22 protein-coding genes are annotated in these 22,154 nt (G+C 67.9%); 8 read left to right on the top strand and 14 right to left on the bottom strand.

From position 1 onward, the window contains the following. The first annotated feature begins 225 nt into the window (after positions 1–225). The 6 genes from KA419_02440 to KA419_02465 all read left to right on the top strand — a co-directional run bounded on the left by KA419_02440 (position 226) and on the right by KA419_02465 (position 5,019). Positions 226–597, top strand: a complete 372-nt coding sequence (locus KA419_02440; GenBank protein ID MBP7864781.1) for a hypothetical protein — start codon at positions 226–228, stop codon at positions 595–597. Between the two features lie 352 nt (positions 598–949). Continuing rightward, positions 950–1,480, top strand: coding sequence for a hypothetical protein (locus KA419_02445; GenBank protein ID MBP7864782.1), 531 nt, complete (start codon positions 950–952; stop codon positions 1,478–1,480). A gap of 186 nt (positions 1,481–1,666) precedes the next feature. Next, positions 1,667–2,290, top strand: coding sequence for a sigma-70 family RNA polymerase sigma factor (locus KA419_02450; protein ID MBP7864783.1), 624 nt, complete (start codon positions 1,667–1,669; stop codon positions 2,288–2,290). After that, a complete protein-coding gene (locus KA419_02455) occupies positions 2,287–3,042 on the top strand; it encodes a hypothetical protein (GenBank protein MBP7864784.1) in 756 nt (251 codons plus the stop codon). Before KA419_02450 ends, KA419_02455 begins: the two co-directional genes overlap by 4 nt. A 147-nt stretch (positions 3,043–3,189) precedes the next feature. After that, positions 3,190–4,152: a hypothetical protein gene (locus KA419_02460; GenBank protein ID MBP7864785.1), complete on the top strand. Its 963-nt coding sequence runs from the start codon at positions 3,190–3,192 to the stop codon at positions 4,150–4,152. A 357-nt stretch (positions 4,153–4,509) separates the two neighbouring features. Beyond that, positions 4,510–5,019, top strand: a complete 510-nt coding sequence (locus KA419_02465; GenBank protein ID MBP7864786.1) for a GAF domain-containing protein — start codon at positions 4,510–4,512, stop codon at positions 5,017–5,019. A gap of 434 nt (positions 5,020–5,453) precedes the next feature. Here the strand turns inward: KA419_02465 and KA419_02470 are convergent, their stop codons facing one another. From KA419_02470 to KA419_02535, 14 genes are all read right to left on the bottom strand, one after another. Further along, positions 5,454–6,587 carry a hypothetical protein gene (locus KA419_02470; protein MBP7864787.1) on the bottom strand — a complete coding sequence of 378 codons (1,134 nt, stop codon included), beginning with the start codon at positions 6,585–6,587 and terminating at the stop codon, positions 5,454–5,456. Continuing rightward, positions 6,584–7,666 (bottom strand): aspartate-semialdehyde dehydrogenase, encoded by a 1,083-nt coding sequence (gene asd / locus KA419_02475; protein ID MBP7864788.1) that lies wholly within the window; start codon positions 7,664–7,666, stop codon positions 6,584–6,586. Before asd ends, KA419_02470 begins: the two co-directional genes overlap by 4 nt. Next, positions 7,656–9,062, bottom strand: a complete 1,407-nt coding sequence (locus KA419_02480) for an aspartate kinase (protein ID MBP7864789.1) — start codon at positions 9,060–9,062, stop codon at positions 7,656–7,658. The genes asd and KA419_02480 overlap by 11 nt, the downstream gene beginning before the upstream one ends. A gap of 22 nt (positions 9,063–9,084) precedes the next feature. Continuing rightward, the gene (locus KA419_02485) at positions 9,085–10,266 is read right to left on the bottom strand and encodes an aminotransferase class I/II-fold pyridoxal phosphate-dependent enzyme (protein ID MBP7864790.1); all 1,182 of its coding nucleotides are present in this window, start codon (positions 10,264–10,266) and stop codon (positions 9,085–9,087) included. A 340-nt stretch (positions 10,267–10,606) separates the two neighbouring features. Continuing rightward, entirely contained in the window at positions 10,607–11,533 is a 927-nt protein-coding gene (locus KA419_02490; protein ID MBP7864791.1) for an OmpA family protein, read from the bottom strand. A gap of 147 nt (positions 11,534–11,680) precedes the next feature. Then, the gene (locus KA419_02495) at positions 11,681–12,130 is read right to left on the bottom strand and encodes a C40 family peptidase (protein ID MBP7864792.1); all 450 of its coding nucleotides are present in this window, start codon (positions 12,128–12,130) and stop codon (positions 11,681–11,683) included. After that, a complete protein-coding gene (locus KA419_02500; GenBank protein MBP7864793.1) occupies positions 12,127–12,333 on the bottom strand; it encodes a DUF350 domain-containing protein in 207 nt (68 codons plus the stop codon). The genes KA419_02495 and KA419_02500 overlap by 4 nt, the downstream gene beginning before the upstream one ends. Positions 12,334–12,580: 247 nt before the next feature. Further along, positions 12,581–13,591 (bottom strand): NAD-dependent epimerase/dehydratase family protein, encoded by a 1,011-nt coding sequence (locus tag KA419_02505; GenBank protein ID MBP7864794.1) that lies wholly within the window; start codon positions 13,589–13,591, stop codon positions 12,581–12,583. After that, on the bottom strand, positions 13,588–14,796 hold the full coding sequence (locus KA419_02510) for an aminotransferase class I/II-fold pyridoxal phosphate-dependent enzyme (protein MBP7864795.1): 1,209 nt from the start codon (positions 14,794–14,796) through the stop codon (positions 13,588–13,590). The genes KA419_02505 and KA419_02510 overlap by 4 nt, the downstream gene beginning before the upstream one ends. 174 nt (positions 14,797–14,970) lie before the next feature. Beyond that, complete coding sequence (locus KA419_02515) at positions 14,971–15,522, bottom strand: hypothetical protein (protein MBP7864796.1); 552 nt, start codon at positions 15,520–15,522, stop codon at positions 14,971–14,973. A 13-nt stretch (positions 15,523–15,535) separates the two neighbouring features. Continuing rightward, positions 15,536–16,972 carry an amidohydrolase gene (locus tag KA419_02520; protein MBP7864797.1) on the bottom strand — a complete coding sequence of 479 codons (1,437 nt, stop codon included), beginning with the start codon at positions 16,970–16,972 and terminating at the stop codon, positions 15,536–15,538. Positions 16,973–17,251: 279 nt separating this feature from the next. Next, positions 17,252–18,364 carry a peptidylprolyl isomerase gene (locus KA419_02525; protein MBP7864798.1) on the bottom strand — a complete coding sequence of 371 codons (1,113 nt, stop codon included), beginning with the start codon at positions 18,362–18,364 and terminating at the stop codon, positions 17,252–17,254. Positions 18,365–18,496: 132 nt separating this feature from the next. Beyond that, the gene (locus KA419_02530; protein MBP7864799.1) at positions 18,497–19,375 is read right to left on the bottom strand and encodes a tetratricopeptide repeat protein; all 879 of its coding nucleotides are present in this window, start codon (positions 19,373–19,375) and stop codon (positions 18,497–18,499) included. Between the two features lie 42 nt (positions 19,376–19,417). Beyond that, positions 19,418–19,870, bottom strand: a complete 453-nt coding sequence (locus tag KA419_02535; protein ID MBP7864800.1) for a hypothetical protein — start codon at positions 19,868–19,870, stop codon at positions 19,418–19,420. Positions 19,871–20,082: 212 nt separating this feature from the next. Here KA419_02535 and KA419_02540 point away from each other — a divergent pair, with 212 nt between their 5' ends. Together KA419_02540 and KA419_02545 are read left to right on the top strand one after the other, a co-directional pair. Further along, positions 20,083–20,718, top strand: a complete 636-nt coding sequence (locus KA419_02540) for a TetR/AcrR family transcriptional regulator (GenBank protein ID MBP7864801.1) — start codon at positions 20,083–20,085, stop codon at positions 20,716–20,718. 268 nt (positions 20,719–20,986) lie between these two features. Next, entirely contained in the window at positions 20,987–22,153 is a 1,167-nt protein-coding gene (locus tag KA419_02545) for an efflux RND transporter periplasmic adaptor subunit (GenBank protein MBP7864802.1), read from the top strand. Position 22,154 lies beyond the last annotated feature (1 nt).

Raw genomic sequence — 22,154 nt, forward strand, 5'->3', positions numbered from 1 at the left:
ATTCGCGTGATTCGCGGGCAAAATGCGACTTTTTGCGGGGGTGTCAACGTTCGGGGAGCCGGGATTCACGAATTCGCTTGACTCCCTGAAGCGTTTCGCCTATTTTCGCCCTTTTCAGGGGCAGCGAAAGACCGATAACCTATCCATATTCGGGGAGGAGCCATGAAACAAGGCAAAAAGTGTGACGTTCAGAATGAATGTCTTTCAACACCGGCGGATGCGATGATGGCCGTGGCCATCCTTGCCGTTTCCTCGGACGGCAAATTGGCCAAGCGGGAGATGGACGGCTTGAAGAGCATTCTGGTTTCCAGTGAGCTTTTCAGGAAAGTGGAAGACCCCGGGGAGTACATTCGACACATCGCCTCCAGCCTCATCGAAAAAGAGTACGACGACGTCCTGGACGCGGTGACGGCCCTGCTCTCGCCGAGTCTCCGGGAGACGGCCTATGCCTGGGCGGTATACATGGTGGCGGTTGACCGCAAGCAGGTGGGTCCGGAACACTTTTTCCTGGAAAAACTGCGAAAGAAACTGGGGATACACGTGGCCCTGGCCGGAAAAATCAAGGCGGTGGTCCCGATGTTGATCCGTACAAAATAACGCATTCGTCGCGCCAGGGGTGGGGGGGCCGCCCCTGGGAGTCTTCGAGAGGGCGCGCTGGGCCGGGTTTTGAAGAGAGGTCCCGGGCATCGGTGGATGGCTGAAGCCTCCGGGCCGATCTGTCGCTCCAAGCGTAATCCCTGGTTTGCCCCAAAGAGTGCAGACATCAAACGGTGGGCGCCTTGCGGAACGTCAGGGCGCCCACCGCTTTATATCCGGTTTTCTCAGACGCCCGGCCGGGGTGGTGCCGGCGGACATGGCACGCTTTCAAAATATTTTTTCGAGTTCATCGTTGACAAAACGGGGGTCCGGATATAAAACGCAGACAGATTCATCACGAATGGAGGGAATTATGAAACAGTGTGCGAGGATCCTGATCGTCGTCCTGGCGGTGTTTCTGGTTTGCCTGGCGCTCCCGGCCGACGACAAGCCGATCCAGAAGGAGTCCAAACAATCCAAGGCCGCCATCAAGCCCCCATCGCAAGACCTGAGCAAACCGATGCCGAATTACGTGCCGGTCGTGGAGGTCTGCCCCAACGGCGGCGCGCCGGTCGCCAACGGCACCTCTTTCCTCGGGGACTACGCACTGGTGACGCTGAAAGTGGTCAACAAGGGCGCCGCGGACTGCACGCAGGCCTCCACCGTCTCCTATGTCTTCAAGGCGGGCGGCAAGGTGATCAAATACGAGACCAAGGAGATCGCGGGCATTCCGAAGGGAGGGTCCGTGGTGGTTCTCGCGGGCCACAAGGTCCAGATCACCAAGGATGCCAACGTCCCGTTCGAGATTACGATGACGGTGGACCAAACCAAGAAAGTGATCGAGTCAAAAGAGACGGACAACTCGGTCAGCTTCAAGTGCGAGGGGCGGTACCCCCCCCGCTGACCGCCGACCGTTCCTCCCAGCCCGAAAACCCTCAACCAGGACACCGGCCCCATGACCCGATCGGGCCGGTGTCCTCTTTTTTTTCGGAAAGACTTTCCACGGTTCGGGCCATCTCCCGGTATAAGAAGTTGTCGGGGGAGAGCCGACGGTGACCTCCCCGCAATACGTCGCGAAGGGGAGACCGAATTGCTCGAAACCTGTGCCAAGCTGCGGGCGGAGCCCCTTGATGCCGGACGCCAGGTCCCCGGCGACGGCGGTCCCGGGGAGCCTGGCCGGGCGGGTGCGACGCCGGGGACCCTGGACGACCTCATTTCCAACCACGGGAAGGCGGTGATCCGGGTGGCGCTCCGGATGCTCGGCTGCCTGGACGAGGCCCGGAACGCCGCCCAGGAGGTTTTCCTCCGGGCCCACCGCTACGGCGCGTCGCGGGACCCCCGGCTGGACCCCGGTCCCTGGCTTTACCGCATCACCGTGAACGTGTGCAACGAGACGCTGGGCCTCCGCCGGCGGCGGGCGGAACGCCCGCTGGCGGAGAGCGAGCGGGAGCAGCTGCGCACGCCCCCCGGGGAGGGGTCGTGCCCGGAGAGCGGGCTGCTGGAGCGGGAGCGCCGGGACATCCTGGCCCGCGCCCTCCTGACCCTCCCGGAACGGGAGCGGGCGGCGGTGATCCTTCGGGACGTGGAGGGCCTGACCACCGCCGAGGCGGCGCGGGCCCTGGGAACCAGCGAGGCGACCGTCCGCTCCCACTCGAGCCACGGGCGGCAGCGGTTGCGCGAATACGTTCAGCGCGTTTTCGGGAGGCGATCATGAACTGTGGAGTCCACGAGGGGGAAATCGCCGGATTCGTTACGGGAGACCTCGAGCCCGACCGCATGGCGGCATTCGAGCGGCACGCGGCGGGATGCGCGGCCTGCGCCGCTCAGCGGGCGGAATACGAACTCGATGTTCACGCGCTGCGCGCCTTGGGGGCCCCGGAGATCTCCGACGCCGACCTCGAAGCGCTCCGCGTGGGCGTGCACCGGGCGCTTGACCCGAAGGTTGCCGTGTTCGAGAGAAACCGACCGGCTTCCCGGGCCCGGTGGTGGCTGACTGCCGCCGCGGTGTTCGCCTTCGCGGCTTTCGGCGCCTGGCTGGTTTTCCGGCCTGGCGGGGGAGCCCTGGCGCCGTCACGGGGCGGGAGGACGCCGGCCCCGGTGGCCGCCGCTCCCGGGGTACCATTGCCGAAGCCCGCACCGGACGTGGCCGGCCCGGTCCCGATGGCGGGGCGGCCCACCCCCGCAGAGCGAGGGGCCGACCGACGCGGGGAACCGGGCCCGACCGGGTCCCGGCCGGTCCGGGTGGACACCCGCCCCCCGACGGCTCCATCACGTTCAGCCTCCCGGTCGCCGGGATCGCCGGGAGAGGGCGGAAGCGCCATCACACCGCCCCTTATCGTTCCCGAGACGATTCAGCCGCCGGACCTCGCCCGGACCGCCCGGGAGGAGGACACGCACATCCTGCTGGCCACGGATCGCCCGGACGTGACCATCGTCTGGGTGACGGGCTCGCCGGCGGGGTCCTGACGCAGGGCCGGGCAGGTGAGGGCCCGGGAAGGAACCAAAATCGGAAGGTATCCGTCATGACGATCTTCGGTGAGCGGGCGAGGGAGCGGCTTGACGTCGCCGGTCCCGGCACCCGGTGAAACGTAAAACCAACAATGGAGGACATCCATGAAAACCAAAGCGATCCGAATCCTCTTCGCCGCCGTCCTGGCGGGTTCTCTCCTGTCAACGTTCCTGTCGGCGCAGAACGCCGCGCCGCCGCCCCCGGCGAAACCCGCTGGGAAGGCCCGGCCGGCGCCCCCGACCCCGCCGGCGCCCCCGCCCGCCGCCGCCCCGCCCGCCGCCGCCGCCGCCCCGCCCGCCCCGCCGGCAGCCGCCCCGGCCCCTGTCCCCCCAGTCCAGCCGGCGGCGGCCCCCGTCGTCCCCGACGAAGGCCCAGACTGGAAAACGCGGGTCTTCAAGGTCCGTCAGGCTGACCTGAACGACATCAAGCGCCTGCTCGGCGTTTTCCGGGCGCACCTCCTCACCGACAACGACACCGGGGTCCTGATGGCGAAAGCCTCCCCCCAGACCCTGGACGCCATCGCCGAGACCCTGGAGACCCTGGACGTCCCGCCCCCGCTCCGGCCGGACGTGGAGTTGACGGTCTACCTGGTGGAGGCCACCGAGAAACCGGCGACCCCTGCCGCCGAGGAGACCGACGGCCTCGGGGAGGCCCTCGCCCAGGTCCGAAACGCATTCCCATACCACGGGTTCCGCGTGCTGGAGTCCATGGTGCTCCGGGGGCACACGGACGAACTGATGCGCGCGAACGGTGTGGTCCCCTACGGCGCCGTCCGCGACGAGGAGCAGCCCCTGCACCTGGAGTACCAGTTCTCGTGCGAGCCGCGGGTCTCCAGCGACCTGAAGGGGAAGGTGATCACCCTCGACAAGATCTCCCTGGGGGTGCGCATTCCCGTGGCCGTGGGGAGGGGGGGAAACCCGCCCCGAACGGTCTACCAGGACCGGAATTCCGGCTTCAACACCTCCGTGAATCTCCGGGAGAACGCCCGGGTGATCGTGGGGAAGGCCTCCATGGACGGGACCCGGAACGCCCTTCTCCTCGTCGTCACCGGCCGGTGGGTGGAGTGAGGGATCCGGCCTCCCGCCGGAGGGCGGACGGAGCGCGTACTCCGTCTGTTCGTCTCGCGGGACCGAATCCGGTCCCGCGAAGGCGCAACGCTCGCCGAGGGGGTGCAAACCCCCTCGGCCTCTTTCGATCGGGTGCCGGGATTCGCTGAAAACCCGGCACGCCTTCGGCCCCACATCCCCCCGCTCCCCTATGCGGGCTTTGCGCCCGGTCTTCCAAGAAGTTCGAGACCCGGGATTTCGGTTGTGGTATAACACCCCCGGCCGGGTGGCCCGGGGGCGTCTCGCACCTCGGGCGGCTTCCCGTCGCCCCGCCCGGCCGGCCCTGCAACCAGGCCGGGACACCCACGGAGGTCACCCATGGACGAAAAGGCACGAAGAGGCCGCTACACGCGCATACGGGCCCAACTGGAGGAATTGCTGACGAAGACGCCGGACCCCGTCGCCCGCATGGCCACCGTGGTGGCCCTGCTCCACCACAAGATGCCCCACTTCTTCTGGACCGGTTTCTACCGCCTCCTGGACGGCGACCTGGTGGTCGGGCCCTACCAGGGGCCCCTGGCCTGTCAGGTCCTGGCCCGGGGAAAGGGGGTGTGCTGGGCGGGTGTCCAGCGCGGGGAGAGCGTGGTGGTGCCCGACGTCGAGAAGTTTCCCGGGCACATCGCCTGCGACGCCCGCTCGAAGTCCGAGATCGTGGTCCCGCTGCGGGACGCCGCCGGCCAGGTCGTGGGGGTCCTGGACGTGGACAGCGACCGCCTCGCTGCCTTCGACGCGGTGGACCGGGAAGGCCTGGAGCCCATCGTGGCGATGATCAGCCAGGAAGCCGGTGCCGCCCCGCCCACCCGGAAGCGCCGGACACCCGCGCATTGAAGTGCTTTTCGGTTGAGGCGGGCTGAGAAGGGACAAGGGACAAAGGACCAAAAGGACCCAAAGGACATAAAGGACGGCGGGGAGTGAAGGGGCATCGTGTTCCGGGACCCGGACGGCGTTCTCGGCACCCTTCGGGTTCCCCGCACGGGTTGAGTTCTCCTCACGGGTCAGGTTTTGTCACGGGTTGGGTTTCTCCGCAGCAGCCGGGTTCCCCGCGGCAGCCGGGTTCTCCACACCCGTTACGCTTGATGGTCTCGTAAAAAGTCGGAAAAGGAACGGGAAAAGGTCTGTAAGACGTTTGTTTGAGCCATCACCCGGAGGGTGATGGTACTTATTGCGACCGCGTCACGCTTCGTAAGCCTCTCCCGGGCCTGCCGTCCTTTATGTCTTTTATGTCCTTTTGGTCCTTTGTCCCTTGATCCCTTGACCGGCTATCAGGTCGCCTCCCCCACGACTTCCGTCTCCAGGCGGTGGAGGGGTTTCAGGCCTGCTGCCGCGGCCGCGGCGTCGGGGAAGAAGGCTTCGTCGGGCTTGTCGGACAGGCCGAAAACCAGTGCCCCCCGGGCCCGGAGCCGCCGGGCGGTCTCGATCACCTCCCGGGTCAGGACGATGCGTTCCGCGAGGAGCGCTTTCACCGATTTCCCGTCCGCAGCACCGAACCGGGCGGCGGTGCAGCGGTACTCCATGGCGCGGAACGCCGGGAAGGGGGTCGGGTTCCCGTCCCGGAGCGCCGCCCGAAAGCGCCCGTGGAGAGTCCCCAGGCCGGCCGCTTCCACGTCGCCGCGACGGTGTTCGAGGTCCTCCGTGAAGTCTTCGAGGCGCTTCAACCTCCCGTTGCGAACCGCTTCCACCAGGGTCCCGAGGTCCGCGAGACCGGCGCCCACGACGAGGCAGACGTAGGCCAGCGTGTCCTGGTTGTCGCGGGTGAAGGCGTGGAAAGCCGGGCCTTTCAGGACCGCGTAGACTTCCCGGAACCGCCCCTCGTCCCGGCAGGGTCCCCCCAGGGCCGTCACCGTTCCCCGAAGGGCTTCCAGGCGCACGGCCTCGATAACCCTGTCGTTTCGTCCCCGGGCCGCGATCGCCGTCTTGTCGATGTCCACCACCACGACCGTATCCTCCCCCAACGGGAAACCCCTTGCCTCCAGTCGATCCAGGAAAAGCGGGAGGGCCGCCCAGCGGCCGGCGGCCATTCGGTCGCCCATCCCTTCCGCCCGGGACGCTTCCCCGGGCTCGTCGCTCCCGATGAAGAGGGCCCCGCGCCACCCGCCGGCGGCTCGAAGGTTCTCAAAGGCCGTGCCGTCGTTCATGAGGGTGTCCCCGAGGTAGAGCAGGTTTCGAAGAGCCGTTCCCGGGCGGTCTGCCGCGCTGGTACGCTGCAGGATCCCGGCCACGGCCCGGCCGTAGTCCGGGTCCGACTTGCGGGGGGGATACCGGCCGGTAAAACCCGGTTCCCCCCGAAGCCGGGGATAGGACGGCAACCCGGGGTCGGGCGGGACCAGGTTCCGGCAGAGGATGCGGTCCCCCACCACAGAATGCAGCGTGTCGAGTCCGAAACAGCGGTATTTCACGGTTCACCGCCCGGGCCCGGGGCCCAAGCTCCCAGCCAACCCTGGGCGGAGAGCAACTCGGCGAGGTGGACGGCCCCGCCGGCGGCCCCCCGCTGCGTGTTGTGGCTCACCAGGAAGAACTTCCAGTGCAAGAGGGCACAGGGCCGCACCCGGCCCACGTGGACCGCCATCCCGTCGAGGGCGTCCCGGTCCAGGACCGGTTGGGGTCGGTCCTCGTCGCGGTGGACGACGACGGGGCGGGAAGGGGTCCCGGGCAGGGCGGCGACCGCCTCGGGGGGCCGGAACCCCTCCAGGGCCGCCGTCACGTCCGGGAGGGACACCCGGCGCCCCAGCTCCACGGAGACGCAGGCGCAGTGGCCGTCCCGCACGGGGACGCGGTTGCACTGGGCGCTGACGACGGCCGGGGAAGGGCGGACCCGCCCCCCCTCCAGGGTGCCCAGCAGCTTGAGGGGTTCCCCCTCCACCTTCTCCTCCTCGCCGGCGATCCAGGGGATGACGTTCCCCAGGATGTCCCAGGAGGCCACGCCGGGGTAGCCCGCCCCCGAGACGGCCTGGAAGGTCACCACGTTCACCCGGCACAGTCCGAAGGCGTCCCGGAGCGGCTTGAGCGCCAGCACCAGCCCGGCGGTGACGCAGTTGGCGTGCGCGGCGAGAAAGCCTCCCCAGCCCCGCACCCGGCGCTGTTCGCCGACGAGGGCCGTGTGGTCCGCGTTGACCTCCGGGATGACAAGGGGGACGTCCTCGTCCATCCGGTGGGCCGACGCGTTGGAGCAGACAGCGTGACCGGCCCGGGCGTAGCGCTCCTCCAGGGGGCCCGCCACGTCCCCCGGAAGCGCGGAAAAGAGCAGCGGGACATCGGTCTCTTCCCCCGCCGCCCGCAACGGGAGGTGACGGACCCGGTCCGGCAGAGGGGACGGCAGGCGCCAGCGGCAGGCCTCGCCGTACGTCCGGCCGGCGGAACGCCCCGAGGAAGCCAGCCAGGCGGGCTCGAACCAGGGGTGGTCCGCCAGGCGTTCGACGAAACGCTGCCCCACCATGCCGGTGGCGCCCAGGATGCCCACGGGGAGCTTATCGGCCATGGCCGTTCCCCCCCAGGCCCAGTTCGGCGTGGAGGAAGCGCACCATGTCCTCCATGCGGTCCTCCGGGATGCAGAACGACACCGCCTCCTGGGCCGAGGCCTGGGTGACGGCGATCACCCGGATCCCGTGGCGACCCACCGCCTCGAGGGCCCGCCCCACCAAGCCGGCATCCTCCGGGTCCGCCATCCCCACGACGGAGACGGTGGCCACCTCCTCCTCCACGTCGACCCCGCCGGCGTGAGCGCGCCCCAGCGCCTTGAGGCAGTGGGCCTGGTCGGGCTGCCGCACCACCAGGGTCAGGCTGCGCTCGGAGAAGGAGCGGGAGAACATCGCGACATCGATTCCGGCGTCGCCGAGTCGTTGCAGGGCCTCGGCGGCCCAGCGCAGCGACCAGGCGTCGTCGTCGCAACCCAGGGCGACCCGGCTGAAGCCCCTCGCGGAGAGGATGGCCGGGTGCCGGCGGCGGTCGGTGCGGGGGACTGGCACGATCCGGGTCCCCGCGTGTTCCGGGTGAAAGGTGTTGAGGAGGCGGAGCGGGATGGCGGAGGCGACGATGGGGCCGATGGTCTTGGGGTGGAGCACCTCCGCTCCGAATCGGGCCAGGCTGGCCGCCTCCCCGTAGGACAGCTCCTCCAGGGTCCGGGCCTCGGGCACGAGGTTGGGGTCGGCGGTGAGGATGCCGTTCACGTCGCTCCAGATCCACACCTCGTCCGCCCCGAGCCCGGCGCCGATCAGGGCGGCCGAGTAGTCGCTCCCGCCCCGGCCGAGGGTGGTGGTGACGCCCGCGGGGGTGGCGCCGATGAAGCCGGTGATGACGGGGACGACCCCCTGCTCCACCGCCGGGAGGACCTGCTCCCGAAGGCGTGACCGGGTGGGTTCCGGGAGCGGGGAGGCCCCGCCGAAGTGGTCGTCGGTCACCACGAGGCCGGTGGCGCTGAAGGCCCGGGCGCGCAGTCCCCGCGCGCGGAGGACCGCCGCCAGCAGGTGCGAGGACAGCTGTTCCCCGAAGGCGGACACGGCGTCGCAGCCCCGGCGGGTCATCTCCCCCAGGACGGCGATGGAACGGTACAGGCGCTCCAGTTCGTGCAGGCGATCCTCGACGAACCCCGACGCTTCCAGGCGCTCGGGGCCCTCCAGCAGGTCCCGGGCCGTCTCCAGGTGGCGGCGAAGCAATTCGGCCTTCACGGCCTGGAACACGTCCATCTCGCCCTCGGCGGCGGCCCGGGCCCCCGCGATGAGCCGGCTGGTCACCCCGCTCATGGCGGAGACCACCACCACCGTCCCGGTGCGCCCCTCCTCCGGCGCCCTCCCGGCGAGTTCAACGACGATGTCGGCCACCCGGGCAAAGGCCCCGGCGCTGCCGACGGACGTTCCTCCGAACTTGTGCACGATCATGGGTTCCTCCCGTATCTCGTTGTCAGAACACGGCCAGGGCCTGTTCCAGGTCGGCCAGGATGTCATCGGCGTCCTCGATCCCCATCGCGTAGCGCACCAGGTTGTCCGCCATCCCGGCTTCCTCCCGCTTCCGGGGGTCCGTGGAGACGAAGAGGGCCGGCTGCTGGACGATGCTCTCGACCCCGCCCAGGGTGGGACCGATGAAGGGCAGGCGCAAGCGGTCGACCAGGCGGCTCGCCGCGTCCAGGCCCCCGCGGACCTCGAAGCTGACCACCCCGCCGAAGCCGGACATCAACCGGCAGGCGGTCCCGTGGTCGGGGTGGGACGGCAGACCGGGGTAGTGAACCCGCTCCACGGCCGGGCACGCCTCGAGGAAGCGGGCGACCCGCAGTGCGGTCTCGTTCTGCCGGCGGACGCGGAGATCGAGGGTTTTCAGGCCCCGCAGCAGCAGCCCGGCGTCGCGGGCCCCGGCGCAGGGGCCCAGGGTCCCCCGCAGCTCCTCCACCGGCAAGAGGCGTTCGCGGCGCCCGATCGCCAGCCCGGCCACCAGGTCATTGTGGCCCCCGAGGTACTTGGTGGCGCTGTGCACCACCACGTCGAAACCGTGTTCGAGCGGGCGGAGGTTGACGGGGGTCGCGAAGGTGGCGTCCACCACGCTCGGGAGCCCGTGACGGCGAGCGATGTCCGAGAGGCGGTCCAGGTCCGGTACCCGGAGGTAGGGGTTGGAGGGGCACTCGGTGAAGAGCAGGCGGGTCTCGGGCCGGATGGCGGTTTCGAGGGCCGCCGGCTCGTCCGGGGGGGCGAGGGTCGCCTCGATCCCGTACCGCGGCAGGACGAGACGGAAAAAGTCCGCCGTGCGGCGGTAGACCCCCCGCGTGGCCACCAGGTGGTCTCCGGCCCGGAGGTGGGCCAGGAGGGTGGTGGTGAGGGCCGCCATCCCGCTGCCGAAGAGCAGGGCGGCCTCCCCCCCCTCCAGGGCCGCCGCCTTGTGCTCCACCGCGGCCTGGGTGGGGTGCCCGTAGCGGGCGTACTCGAAGCGGGAGGGACTGCCCCCGCCCTCCTTTTCCCGGACGAAGTCCCGGACCTCGGCGGAGTCGCGGAAGACGAAGGTGGAGGAGGGGACGACGGGCACGGTGAGGGCCCCGCAGGGTTTCCAGTGGTCCTCGCCGCCCCGGACGGACACGGTGGAAAGGCGCTCAGGCATGGCCCACCCCCGTGCAAGTCGTGTGAATCCGCGGCCCCCGGAGGGCGCACGAATCCGTCTGCCGGGCCGCCAGGCGCCGGCCGGTCGGGGCTCGTCGATGCGTTGTCATGGGAACTCTCTTCGCGCAGAAACGAAAAACCCGCCACACAAGCTTGGATGGGCGGGTTCACCGGGCCCACGCTTTAGCAAAATTTCTAAGGCGCCTGCAAGCTGTGTGTCAAATCGGCGCCGACGCGACTATCGCAGAGAAGAAGGGGAATGTCAAGCCCTGAATCGGGGGCCCGACCGGCGCGGTGCAAGGGCGTCGCGGTACGAGGGCGGCGCGGAGGCTGCCGGAGCCTCACTTCTTCTTGTCTTTGCCGCTCTTGCCTTTGCCCTTGCCCTTGCCTTTCCCGGAGGATTCGTCCGGCGGGGCGGGTTCGTCGGATTCGGCCACCGGGCCGCCGCCGCCGGGGACCTTGATCACCTTGATCTCCACGGAGCGGGACAGGGCCCGGGAGGTGGTGGCCTTCATGGCCTGCGAGCCGATGGTTTCCTGTTCGCCCAGCGACGCGATCTCCACGTCGGTTTCCATCGCCCCCGCGGCGCGGAGTTCCTCCAGGACGGCCTTGCAGCGCCGCTCCCCGAGATCGAGGTTGTAGCTCCGGCTGCCCACCCCGTCGGTGTGGCCGAAGAGGCGCAACTTGTAGCTGTGGTTGTGGGAGAGCATGCGGCCGAACCGCGCCAGGAGTTCCCGGAACTCGGGCCGGATCTCCGCCTTGTCGAAGTCGAAGAACACCGTGGTCTGGATCTTGGTGTCGGCGTCCTTCTCGAGGTCGGAGTCGATGGCCCGCCGGTCCCGCCCCTCCTGCCGGATGCGGATCTCGGCGCGGCGGCGGAGGGCCTTGTCCGTTTCCGCCTTGTCCTTGCCGAAGCTCTCCTCGTCGCCGACCCCGCGGATCTCGATCTGGTCCGCGCCAACCCCGCTGCCCACCATGAAGTTGAGCACGGCCTCGGCGCGGCGGCGGGCCAGGGCCTCGTCCTTTTTGTCTTCCTCGGTGGGGTCGGTGTAGGCGACCACCCGGATCCGGTAGGTGGGGTCGTCCCTGGTGAGGCGGGCCAGCATCCCGAGCACCTTCACGTCGTCGGCGGTGACGGACGAGGCGTGCTTGTCGAAAAAGGCCGTGTAGACGATGAGGGCGTGGCTCTCCTGGGCGAGCGCGGCAGGTGGGAGCACGACGGCAAGGGCGACGAGTGCGCACAGGGTAAGGGCGTGGCGTCGAATCATGGGATGGCTCCTCCTTTTCACGGGGGTCACGGGCAAGGTCCCGGTGAGGGTTCTCTGCCGGTTGCTGGGAGGGAGACTATGCCGGAGGGGCCTGAAAGTCAAGAGACAAGCGGGCGGGGCTGCCTTCGGAAAAGTGGGTGTCCAGGTTCAGGGCGCCGGCATCCGCCGGAACCCGCAGACTTTGGGTTTCCAGTAATCGTTGAAGGGGGAGAGGATCGTCCCGTGGGACGTGGCCGCGTGGTAGAAGCCGCCGGCATCCCGCACGATCCCGCAGTGGCCAAGGTCGTCGAAGAAGACGACGGTCCCGAAGTCGTACCGCCCGCTCTCGGGCGTTTCCGGAAGACAGATGAACAATTTCCGGGCGGAGGTCCGCTTGATGAGGATCCCGGCATCCGTCATGACCCGCCAGACGAACCCGGAACAGTCGAAGCTCTTCGTGCCGACGGCGCCCCGCACGTAGGGCCTGCCCAGGTGGGCGGCGATGGAGGCCCGGACCTTCGCGGGGTCCGGTTTCCCCGGGGCGGCGGCCGCCGGGGGAGGCTCCTTCGCCGACAGGCAGGCCAGGGCAAGGAGAAGCAGCGGAAGGGCTCGTCTCACTTGACGGCGCTCCCCACCAGGAGACCGATCCCGACGAAGAGGCCCGCCAGGAAGATGGCCACCGACAGGTTGTTCTCCTTCAGTTGGTCGGAAAAATTCACCCCCGGTGTGAGCCAGTCGAAGATCTTGTAGGCCGCCACGAAGCCCACCAAACCCACCCCCAGGGAAATCAGGATCGAAATCAGGTAATTCACGAGATTCACGGCATGCTCCTTTTCAAAGGCCTCCGGACCCCGGGCAGGACCTCCCCGGGGGAACGCCGGTGGACCACGTTACCGCATCCGGCGGGAGGGTTCAATGGAGAATTGGGTGGGTCTCCCCGGCTGAAAGCCGGACGTTACAATGGGAATTGCCCAACCGAGCCGGTGCAGAGCGCATGGATCCACGGTTGTCCGTGTCGATCCGTGTTCATCCGTGGTTCTCTTCCGGTTGACCCGAGTTCGGGCCCCATTATCGCGAAGGCGGCGGGAGCCAGCCGTGTTCGCGGTACCAGGCCACGGTCCGCCGGACGGCCTCGGCGGGGGGGCAGGCGGGTTCGAAGCCGAAATCGGCCCGGGCGGCGCGGGGGGAGCAGACCCAGTACGGTTGCACCCCCTCCCGGTACTTGTCGAGGTTCAGGATGGTGGGCCGGCGGGACAGCCGGGCCCACCCTTCCGCAAAGACGGCCGCCGCCGCGAGAAGGGCGTGGGGCACGCGCCGGGCCCGCCGCTTCACCCCGAGGGCGTCCGCGACGAGGGCGCCGAACTCGGACCACCGCAGGGGCTCGGGGTAACACAGGTAGTACGCCTTGCCGGCTGCGGCGGGGCAGAGGGCGGCGTCCACCATCCCCCGGGCCAGGTCGGGGGCGAAGACGAGGGACACCCACTTGTCGTCGTGGCCGAGGATGGGGATGAAGGAGCGCCACACGGTCCGCATGAAGAGGAAGACGTCGGTGTCGGCGGGGCCGAAGACCACGGGGGGGCGGACCACCGTCACGGGGGCCGAGTCCCGGAGGATCTGCATCTCCAGTTCCCCGGCCAGTTTCGAACACCCGTACCGGGACAGGGGGGCGGGCGGGTCGAAGTCCTCGGGCGGCTCGGCGGTCGGCGAAGGCCCCATGGCGGCCAGGCTGCTCACGTGCAGCACCCGCTCCACCCGCAGGTCGTTGAGCTGGATCGTTTCCCGGAGGGCCCGGCAGGCTTCCTGGTTCCCGGCCCGGAAGTCGGCGCCGCGGACCGCCTTGGTGACACCGGCCAGGTGGAAGACCAGGGAAACGTCCCGGAGGCCCTGGAAGAGGGCGCGGCGGTCCAGGGCGTCGCCGGGAACGGCCTCCACGGCCTCCAGTCCGCCGAAAAGCCCGTCGAATTTGCGCGGGTCCCGGGCGAGCACCCGGACGTGGTACCCCCGCTGCCGAAGCTCCCCCACGACGAGCCGGCCGATGAAGCCGGTCCCGCCGGTGACGAAGGCGGTGGGACCGCTCATCCGAGGAGGTGGAAGTGCCGCCCGATCTCCGTCATGGTTTCCACGAGCCGGTCGATGTGGGCGTTCTCGTGGATGGCCATGCAGCTGATGCGGATCATGCACTTCTCCGCCGCGGGTTTGAAGATGGGGTTGGTGTAGATCCCCGCGTCGAGCAGCGCCTTGAAGAACTGGCAGAGGACCAGTTCGTCGTTGATGATGACGGGGATGACGGGGGTGATGCCGTCGTAGACCTCGAAACCCGCCGCTTTCAGGCCCGCGCGGGCCCGCGCCGCGATCTTCAGCAGGTGCGCCCGGCGCTCCGGTTCCGTCCGGATGATCTCCAGGGAAGCCCTGGCGGCGGCCACCGAGGGCGCCGGCATGCTGGCCGAGTAAATGAAAGGGGGGGAGTGGTGCTTGAGGTAGGTGATGACCGCTCTCTCGGCGGCGATGAACCCTCCGGTGGACGCGAAGGACTTGCTGAAGGTGGCCATGTAGACGTCCACCTCGCCCTGGGCGCCCAGGTGTTCGGCCGCCCCGATGCCCCGGGGCCCCAGGACGCCGACCCCGTGCGCCTCGTCCACGTAGAGCCGCGCGCCGTGGCGCCGGCAGAGGTCCGCCAGGGCGGGCACGGGCGCCAGGTCCCCCTCCATGCTGAACACGCCGTCCACCACCACCAGCTTCCCCTTGCAGGGGTCCAGGGCGGAGAGGATGGACTCCAGGTCCTCGACGTCGTTGTGCTTGAAGCGCTTGTAGCTCTTGCTGTGCGCCGCCATGGTGCCGTAGACGATGCTGGCGTGCACGCTCTTGTCCAGGAGGGCGTACTCGTCGCGACCCACCAGGGTGGAGAGGCAGCCGTTGGTCATGAAGCCGGTGCTGTAGAGCAGTGCCGCTTCCTTGCCGGTGAAGTCCGCCAGCTCCTCCTCCAGCTCCAGGTGGATGTTCAGGGTCCCGTTGAGCATGCGGGAACCGCTGCAGCCGGACCCGTAACGGTCGATGGCCGCTTTGGCCGCCTCCTTGACCCTGGGGTGGGTGGTGAGCCCCAGGTAGTTGTTGGAGCCGAACATCAGGACGTCGCGGCCGCGGAGCTTCACCACCGGACTGTTGTCCCCCTCCACAGCTTCGAAGGGCGTGAAGTAGGGGTACAGGCCCATGGCCTGGAACTCGTCCGGCCGGGTGTACTCGAAGCACCGCTTGAAAATGTCCCGCGATGCCGTGTCCTCGTCCATCTTGAACATCCGATTCTCCAGGTTCGTCACAGGATGGGGAAACCCTTCGGCCGGGCCGGGGCGAGCCCCCGCCGGACCTGACCGTTCCCGAAAACAACCGGGTATTTTACCAGCGTTTCGAGGGGCTGGCAACCGAAACTTGATCGACGTCCGCCCAGCAGGGGCGGTGGAGGCTCAATCACCCCGCCGGCCGAAGAGGCCCTTGAGCCAGTGCACCAGGGACCCCCCCTCGTGGGTGGGCGGCTCCGGAACGGGCGCGCTCCCGCCCGGGCCGGTCTCCTTCCAGAAGGTCAGTTCGCCTGGGGTGAGGCCCGCCACCCTGTTGACGAGGGGGAAGAGCTTGTCGGTGACGTAGGCCTCGGTGTAGTAGTCCAGGTGGACGGCCAGGTCGATCTGCTTGATCACCCCCGTGGGCGAAAGCACCATCAGGGGCATGGGCACCGCCACCTTCAGGCCGGGGAGGCGGTCCACCAGGCTTTCCCAGGGCGCGTGGATGAAGTGGTCGTCCACCTCGCGCTGGGCGTTCTTGTCCGGCAGGTCCAGGATGAAGAGGATCGTCAGGCCCTCCAGGCGCATCCCCCGCCGCTCCTGGGCGGAGATCTTGCAGAGGCCCGTGATGTCCCGGCCGCCCGGCAGAAGGAAGTGGAAATCGTAGTAGGCCAGGAGGTCCTCCTCGTTGATGAGGGTCTTGATCTGTCCCACCAGGTCGATGCTTTTCTGCGACATGTCCTGTCTCCCTTCAGCGTGAAGATAACTTCCGGGCGAGGATGCCCCGCCACTTTTCGTTGAGAGCCCGAATCCGCTCCTCGGGGAGCGTCAGGAGCCGGTGGTCGCGCATGAGCCACTTTCCCCCCGCCATGACCGACTCCACTGCCTCGCCGTGGGCCACGTACACCAGGTGCGAGAACACGTTGTAGACGGGCGCATACTCCGGGCGGCTCAGGTCCACGACGATCAGGTCCGCCTTTTTCCCGGCCTCGAGGGAGCCGATCCGGTCCGCGGCGCCGATGGCCTCGGCCCCGCCCAGGGTGGCCATGCGCACCACCTCGAAGGCCTTGAGCACGGTGGCGTCGTTCCGTTCGGCCTTGTGCATCTTGGCCGCCAGGTCCATGGCGTGGAAGAGGTCCTGGCGGTTGTTGCTGACGGAGCTGTCGGTGCCGAGGGACACGCGGATCCTGTGCTCCAGCATGGCGGGGACCCGGGCGATCCCGGAGGCCAGCTTGAGGTTGCTGTCGGGGTTGTGGGCCACGGCGGTGTTGGTGCGGGCCAGGATGTCCAGGTCCTTGTCGGACAGCTTGACGCAGTGGGCCGCCAGGACGGTGGGCCCCAGGACCCCCAGCTCCTCGGCGGCCTTCACCGGCGACTTGTCGTACTTCTCCCTGACGGTCTTGACCTCCCCCTCGCTCTCCGAAAGGTGCATCGTCATGAGGACGCCGTACTTGTCCGCCAGCGCCTTCGCGGCCTGGACGTGCTTGCCCGAGCAGGTGTAGAGGGAGTGGGGGGCCGGGATCACCCTCACCATGGGGTCGTCCTTCCACTTGGCCAGGCAGCGCTCGGTGTAGGCCAGGGCCTCCTCGGGGGTCTTGTGGTCGGGGGCCGGGAAGTCCAGGATGGTCTCGCCGAGCCAGCCGCGCAGGCCCGCTTCCTTGACGGCCCGGGCCACGTCGTCCTCGAAGTAGTACATGTCCACCACCGTGGTCACCCCGCGCCGGATGTTCTCGGCGCAGGCCGTGAGGGTGGCCTCGTAGACGTACTCGGGGTTCACCACCGCCGCTTCCAGGGGGAAGATGTACTTCTGGAGCCAGTCCATCAACTCCAGGTCGTCGCCCATGCCCCGCATGGGGTTCATGGCGAGGTGGGTGTGGGCGTTGACCAGGCCCGGCAGGACCCAGCGCTCCCCGAGGCGGACCGGGCGGTTCCGCGGGTACCGCCGGAGGACCTCGGCCGCGGGGCCGACCTCGATGAGGGTGTCGCCCTTCACCACCACGGCGCCGGGCTCGAAGATCCGGCACTGGCCGTCCAGGGTTACCACGTGGGCGGCGGTTAGGACCGTCACCGCGGGCCGTGCGGCGGGGCGCGGCTTCGCGGCGGGCGCGGCCTCCTGCGCCGCCAGCGGCGCGAGGGCAAGGAAAAGGATGGAAAGCGCCAGTATCCACCGCACTCGTATGAACTTCATGAATGACCTCCGTGTGCCTCGAAAGGAAGCGCAGACGTGCGGCCTATTTCACCACAAAGCCGCCGGGCCGCCAAGCACTTTTGACGCGCTGCCCCCGAAGTGGCGGCGGCTTCAGCCCAATGTCCCTGACATTTGATACCCTCGCAAAAAGCCCTTTTCTCTCACAGAGGCACGGAGGCACAGAGAAATGCAAATCGTATTTAATAGAATCAACAATCCTTATGATTCTTCTCCGTGCCTCTGTGAGATCACAACCAGGACTTTTTACGAGGTCATCAATTATTTGCCGTCTTCGGGGACTTTCTTCAGCTTGATGGACTTGATCTCGACGCGGGTTTTGGGCTCGGAGCCTTCGCACGCCACGGCGGCGATCTTCTCCACTGTCTCCATGCCGGACACCACCCTGCCGAAGGCGGTGTACTGGCCGTCCAGGTGCGGCTGAGGGCCCAGGCAGACGAAGAAGGAGGTCAGGGCGCTGTCGGGGTCCGGCGTGCGGGCCATGGAGACGATCCCCTTTTCGTGAACGGTGTCGTTGAACTCCCGCTTGAGCGGGTGGACCCAGCTCTCGGCGATCTCGTCGGGCGGGGTGGAGCGCCGGGGCAGCAGCCCGCCCTGGACGCAGAAGCCCGGCACGACCCGGTGGAAGTCGCACCCGTCGTAAAGCCCCGCCTTCATGTAGCTGAGGAGGGCCCGCACGTGCTCGGGGGCCTTGTCGGGCCAGAACGCGATCTCGAAATCGCCCAGGGAGGTCTCCACCACGGCGTGCCAGGACTTCATCTCCTCCACGGCGGCTTTCGCGAAGGCCGGCCGGCTGACGGGCCGGACCTCGATCTTCCGAAGGACGATCCGCTCCGTGGCCCGCTTGCGCTCGTCCACCGGGGCGGCGCCGATCCGGTCCGCGACGCGCATCCCCGCCGCCACCTGGCCGAAGACGGTGTACTTGCCGTCCATCTGGGGCTGGGGGCCCAGGCAGATGAAGAACTGGCTGCCGCCGGTGTCGGGCTGGTCGGGTAGGGTCATGGCCACCACCGACCCGCGGATGCACCGGAGCGCGCCGATTTCGGCCTTGAGGTCCCCGAAGCCCCCTTCCCCGTAGGTCTCGGCCTTCGCCGGGTCCTTGGTGTTCGGGTCGCCGCCCATGATGACCCCGTTCTTGTAGAGCCGGAAGAAGGTGGTGCCGTCGTAGGAGCCCTCCCGGGCCAGCTTCAGGAAGTGGGCCGCGTGCGCCGGCGCCTCCGCGGCGTGAAAGCGCACGACGAGGTCGCCGTAGTCCGTCTTGAGGACCGCTTCCACGCCGGCAGGGTCGTCGGGCGCCGTCTCCCCGGCCGCCGCCGGGGCCGACAGACCGGCACACAGAAGAACAATGCCAACAAACAGCCGCTTGGTCTTCATGGAAACTCCTCATCCGGGAAAATCGGTCTCCGCGGCGACAGGGGCATGTCCGCGGACAATCTCTTTCTACCACGAAGTGCTCTGCCGGGAGCATGAAATCATCCGCGGGAGACCGTGCCCGGGACGTCGGCCTTATTGCTTTTCCTTGAAATATTTCGCCAGGGGTGAATCCTTGGGGACCCAGGAACGCGCCTTTTCCCACCACTGCTTCCGTTGCTCCTCATCCCCCATCGCCCCGTAAAGTTGGGAGATGTTCATGGCCAGTTCGGTCCGGACCTCGTCGTCATTGGTGTCCAGAGCGGTCAGGCAGCGCTGGTACACCTTGACCGCTTCCGCGTGCCGGCCGCTGCACATGTAGGCGTACGCCAGTTCCTTCTGGAGGAGAAGGTCGTTCTCAACCTGCTTGCCGGCAGCCTGGAGAACGCCGAGGGCCTGGTCGTACCTCTTGGTGGCGTTGTAGGCGAACGCCAACTCAAAGGCCAGCCCCTTGGCGTCAGGCTTTGCCTTCCAGGCGCTCTCCAGGTATTCCAGGGCCCGGTCGGAGGCCCCCATGTGGTTGTATTGAAAGCCCCAGCGTACCTTGTGGGTGACCGGGTCGGAACCGTCTTTGTAAATGTCCAGCCAAGAAGGGACTTTCTCCAGGCCAAGGGTTGCGATCGCCTCGTCGGGCAGCAGCGCCACAACTCCGTTGTGTTGCGCGTCGAGCCGGAGCTTGAACGATACTTTCTCTTTCTCGAGAGGGCTTTTGACCCGGATAACCCGGCCTTCGGGGCCCAGGGCAAGGCACCCTTCATAGTTGAAGGTGAAACCCGCCTGGGGATCGATATAGACAAACCCGAAGTGGAAAGTCGATTCCCCCGCGTCGGGTTTCATCACAACCCATCGGTTTTCGCAATCGGACATCCGGCGGTCGAACTTGAGACCTTCCCCCGCCCGGAGACAGGGCATCAGGCCGGAGAACAGGATGAACACAAGAACCGAACGCCCGGTTCGAACCACAGTTACACTCATGTCGGCCACCTCCTTCCTTCTTGCATTACAACGAGATGACGCTCACATCCCCTCCTCCGGGCCCTCGCGGCAGATCTGGACCAGGGTGTCGTCGTGCTTCCCCCCGGACGTGTCCTGCCAGGGGCTGCGCACCATGACCCGGACGAAGGGGTCGGTCCGGTGCAAAAACCGGGCGTCCTTGTCGCCGATCCCGTCCGGGGTCAGGCTGGTGTTCGCCTTGAAGAACTCGGTCACTTTGCCCAGGCCGTCCCCGGTGCGGTAGCAGTGGAACTCCCCGCCGAAGGTCCTGCTGAAGGCCTTTGAAGCCTCGGCGTCGTACGTCGCCCCGGGGTAGACCGCCACGCCGAAGCGATTTTCGCCCGCCGGGGCGGAAGCCGCGGGCGCGCCCGGCGCCGCTCCCGCCGGTTTCCCCGAAGCCTTCTCCGCCTCCCCGGCGGGACCGGAGCACCCCGCACACAACAGAACCGCAAGCACCCACGACATCAAGATTCTCACGAGACCTCCTCCCGGCCATGGAAGCCGGCCGCACGCCCTTCGGAATTCCCCCCATGATACATCGGAGAGGCCTTCCCGGGAAAGGTGATTCATGTCTTCCGGCCCCTGTCGCGATGGCCCGGTTTTTCGAAAGCCGGAGGGGGATTTTGCTTGACAGGACGGAGGGGATGCCCAATAATGTGATTGTTTGTTCACTTTCAGGAAGGCTAAGCGTGCGGGCGGAAAAGCGAAAGACGGAGGTCCGGAAGGAACAGATCGCCACGGCGGCGCTGCGGCTCGTGGCAAGCCAGGGCATGCGCGCCCTGACGCTGGACCGGCTGGCCGGCCTCGTGGGGCTGGTCCCCTCGGCCATCTACCGCCACTTCCGCGGCAAGGACGACATCCTCAAGGCCGTCCTGGAACTGGTGGAGGCACGGTTTGCCGCCAACGTCCACGAGGCGAGGAAAGCGTCACCCTCGGTCCTGGAGGCCCTCCGGCGCCTTCTCCGGAAGCACATGGGGTTGGTGATGGAGTTCCAGGCCATCCCCCGGATCCTGTTCTCGGAGGACGTCTACAGCGGGAACCCCGAGCGGAAGGACCAGCTCCACCGCCTGGTGAGCGGTCTGCTCGACGCCCTGCGGGCCATCTTCGAGGAGGGGCAGGCCCGGGGGGAAATCCGCGCCGACCTCCCGGCCGGCAGCCTGGCGGTGATGTTCCTGGGGCTTTTCCAGCCGTCGATGTTCCTGTGGCACCTGAGCGGCGGCGAATTTGACGTGGTTCGGCAGACCGAGCAGTCGTGGCGGGTCTTCACCGCCGCCCTGGAACCGCCGGGCGGCGAGGCAGGCAACGACAAAAGACAAATGATCTAAAGGACTTAAAAGACCTAAACGACTCAAAGGACGTATGGGAATATGGGAGAGGCGAATCTGCGATGAAAGAAGGCGGGAGTTGCGGACATGCCGGCATCCCCGAGGCTGCTATGCCTCGCGCGGGTACGGGAGCGGTTCTACCCGGCAGAGGTGTCGGTCGTTCCGGCAAGGGGCCTGCCGTCCTTTTGGTCCCTTTGGTCGTTTTGGTCCTTTTGTCCTTTAAACGATGTGAGTTTGATTTCACTTCTTGCGCGAGGTGAGGGTAATCATGGCAGTCAAGCCAAGTAAACGACATGTGATCGGGGCCTGGGCAGCTCTCCTGCTGCTCCCGGCGGCGGGGTGCGGGCTCTTTTCCGACGGGGGCCGCACGGGGGCGATCCGGGTCTCGGGGAACATCGAGATCACCGACGCCGAACTCGGCTTCAAGCTTGCGGGGCGGGTCCTGGAACGGCCCGTGGACGAGGGCGAACTCGTGAAGGCGGGGCAGTTGATCGCCCGTCTGGAGAGCGCCGACATCGAGCGCGAGGTGGCGGCCAAGAAGGCCGACGTGGCCCTGGCCGCCGCGGCCCTGGCGGAGCTGGAGGCGGGCTCGCGCCCCGAGGAGATCGCCCAGGCCGCCGCCGCGGCCGCCCAGGCCCGCTCGGCCGTCGCCGACCTGAGCGCCGGCCCCCGCCCCCAGGAGATCGAGTCCGCCCGCGCCGTCGTGAAAAGCGCGGAAGCGGACGCGGAGAAGGCGGCCCTCGACTTCAGCCGGATGAAGGACCTTTACGAGAAGAGCAACGTGGTTTCCCGGAACGATTTCGACGTTGCCCGGACGGCGGACGAGATGGCCCGGGCGAGACTCAAGGACGCGCGGGAGAAGCTGGCGATCGCCGAGGAAGGCTACCGGAAGGACCAGGTGGAGCAGGCCCGGCAGGCCCTCCAGCAGGCGGAGGCCAACTACACCCTGGTGAAGAAGGGCCCGCGGGTGGAGGAGATCGAGCAGGGCCGCGCACGGCTGCAGCAGGCGAAGGAGGCCCTGGCCCTCTCGGAGACGAAACTCTCCTACGCCATCCTCTCGAGCCCGATGGCGGGGTTGGTCCTGTCCAAGAATGTCGAACCGGGGGAGTTCGTTTCCGCCGGGACGCCCGTGGTGACCGTGGGCGACCTCGCCCACCCGTGGGTTCGTGCCTACGTGGAGGAGACCGACCTGGGCCGGGTCAAGCTGGGGCAGTCGGTCCGCGTGACCTGCGACAGCTACCCGGGGAAAGTCTACGCCGGGAAGGTCGTCTTCATCTCGGGCGAGGCCGAGTTCACGCCCAAGAGCGTCCAGACGAAAAAGGAGCGGGTGAAGCTGGTCTACCGGATCAAGGTGGACATCGACAACCCCGCCCTGGAGCTCAAGCCCGGCATGCCGGTGGACGCGGAAATCACCACGGACGAGCCGAAAAAATGAA

Source organism: Acidobacteriota bacterium, assembly GCA_018001935.1.
Classification (GTDB): Bacteria; Acidobacteriota; JAAYUB01; order JAAYUB01; family JAAYUB01; genus JAGNHB01.

Coding starts and splice junctions, on each gene's coding strand:
- KA419_02440 (MBP7864781.1), top strand. CDS start 226: ATGGCCGTGGCCATCCTTGCCGTTTCCTCGGACGGCAAATTGGCCAAG.
- KA419_02445 (MBP7864782.1), top strand. CDS start 950: ATGAAACAGTGTGCGAGGATCCTGATCGTCGTCCTGGCGGTGTTTCTG.
- KA419_02455 (MBP7864784.1), top strand. CDS start 2,287: ATGAACTGTGGAGTCCACGAGGGGGAAATCGCCGGATTCGTTACGGGA.
- KA419_02460 (MBP7864785.1), top strand. CDS start 3,190: ATGAAAACCAAAGCGATCCGAATCCTCTTCGCCGCCGTCCTGGCGGGT.
- KA419_02465 (MBP7864786.1), top strand. CDS start 4,510: ATGGACGAAAAGGCACGAAGAGGCCGCTACACGCGCATACGGGCCCAA.
- asd (MBP7864788.1), bottom strand. CDS start 7,666: ATGGCCGATAAGCTCCCCGTGGGCATCCTGGGCGCCACCGGCATGGTG.
- KA419_02480 (MBP7864789.1), bottom strand. CDS start 9,062: ATGATCGTGCACAAGTTCGGAGGAACGTCCGTCGGCAGCGCCGGGGCC.
- KA419_02485 (MBP7864790.1), bottom strand. CDS start 10,266: ATGCCTGAGCGCCTTTCCACCGTGTCCGTCCGGGGCGGCGAGGACCAC.
- KA419_02490 (MBP7864791.1), bottom strand. CDS start 11,533: ATGATTCGACGCCACGCCCTTACCCTGTGCGCACTCGTCGCCCTTGCC.
- KA419_02505 (MBP7864794.1), bottom strand. CDS start 13,591: ATGAGCGGTCCCACCGCCTTCGTCACCGGCGGGACCGGCTTCATCGGC.
- KA419_02510 (MBP7864795.1), bottom strand. CDS start 14,796: ATGGACGAGGACACGGCATCGCGGGACATTTTCAAGCGGTGCTTCGAG.
- KA419_02515 (MBP7864796.1), bottom strand. CDS start 15,522: ATGTCGCAGAAAAGCATCGACCTGGTGGGACAGATCAAGACCCTCATC.
- KA419_02520 (MBP7864797.1), bottom strand. CDS start 16,972: ATGAAGTTCATACGAGTGCGGTGGATACTGGCGCTTTCCATCCTTTTC.
- KA419_02525 (MBP7864798.1), bottom strand. CDS start 18,364: ATGAAGACCAAGCGGCTGTTTGTTGGCATTGTTCTTCTGTGTGCCGGT.
- KA419_02530 (MBP7864799.1), bottom strand. CDS start 19,375: ATGAGTGTAACTGTGGTTCGAACCGGGCGTTCGGTTCTTGTGTTCATC.
- KA419_02545 (MBP7864802.1), top strand. CDS start 20,987: ATGGCAGTCAAGCCAAGTAAACGACATGTGATCGGGGCCTGGGCAGCT.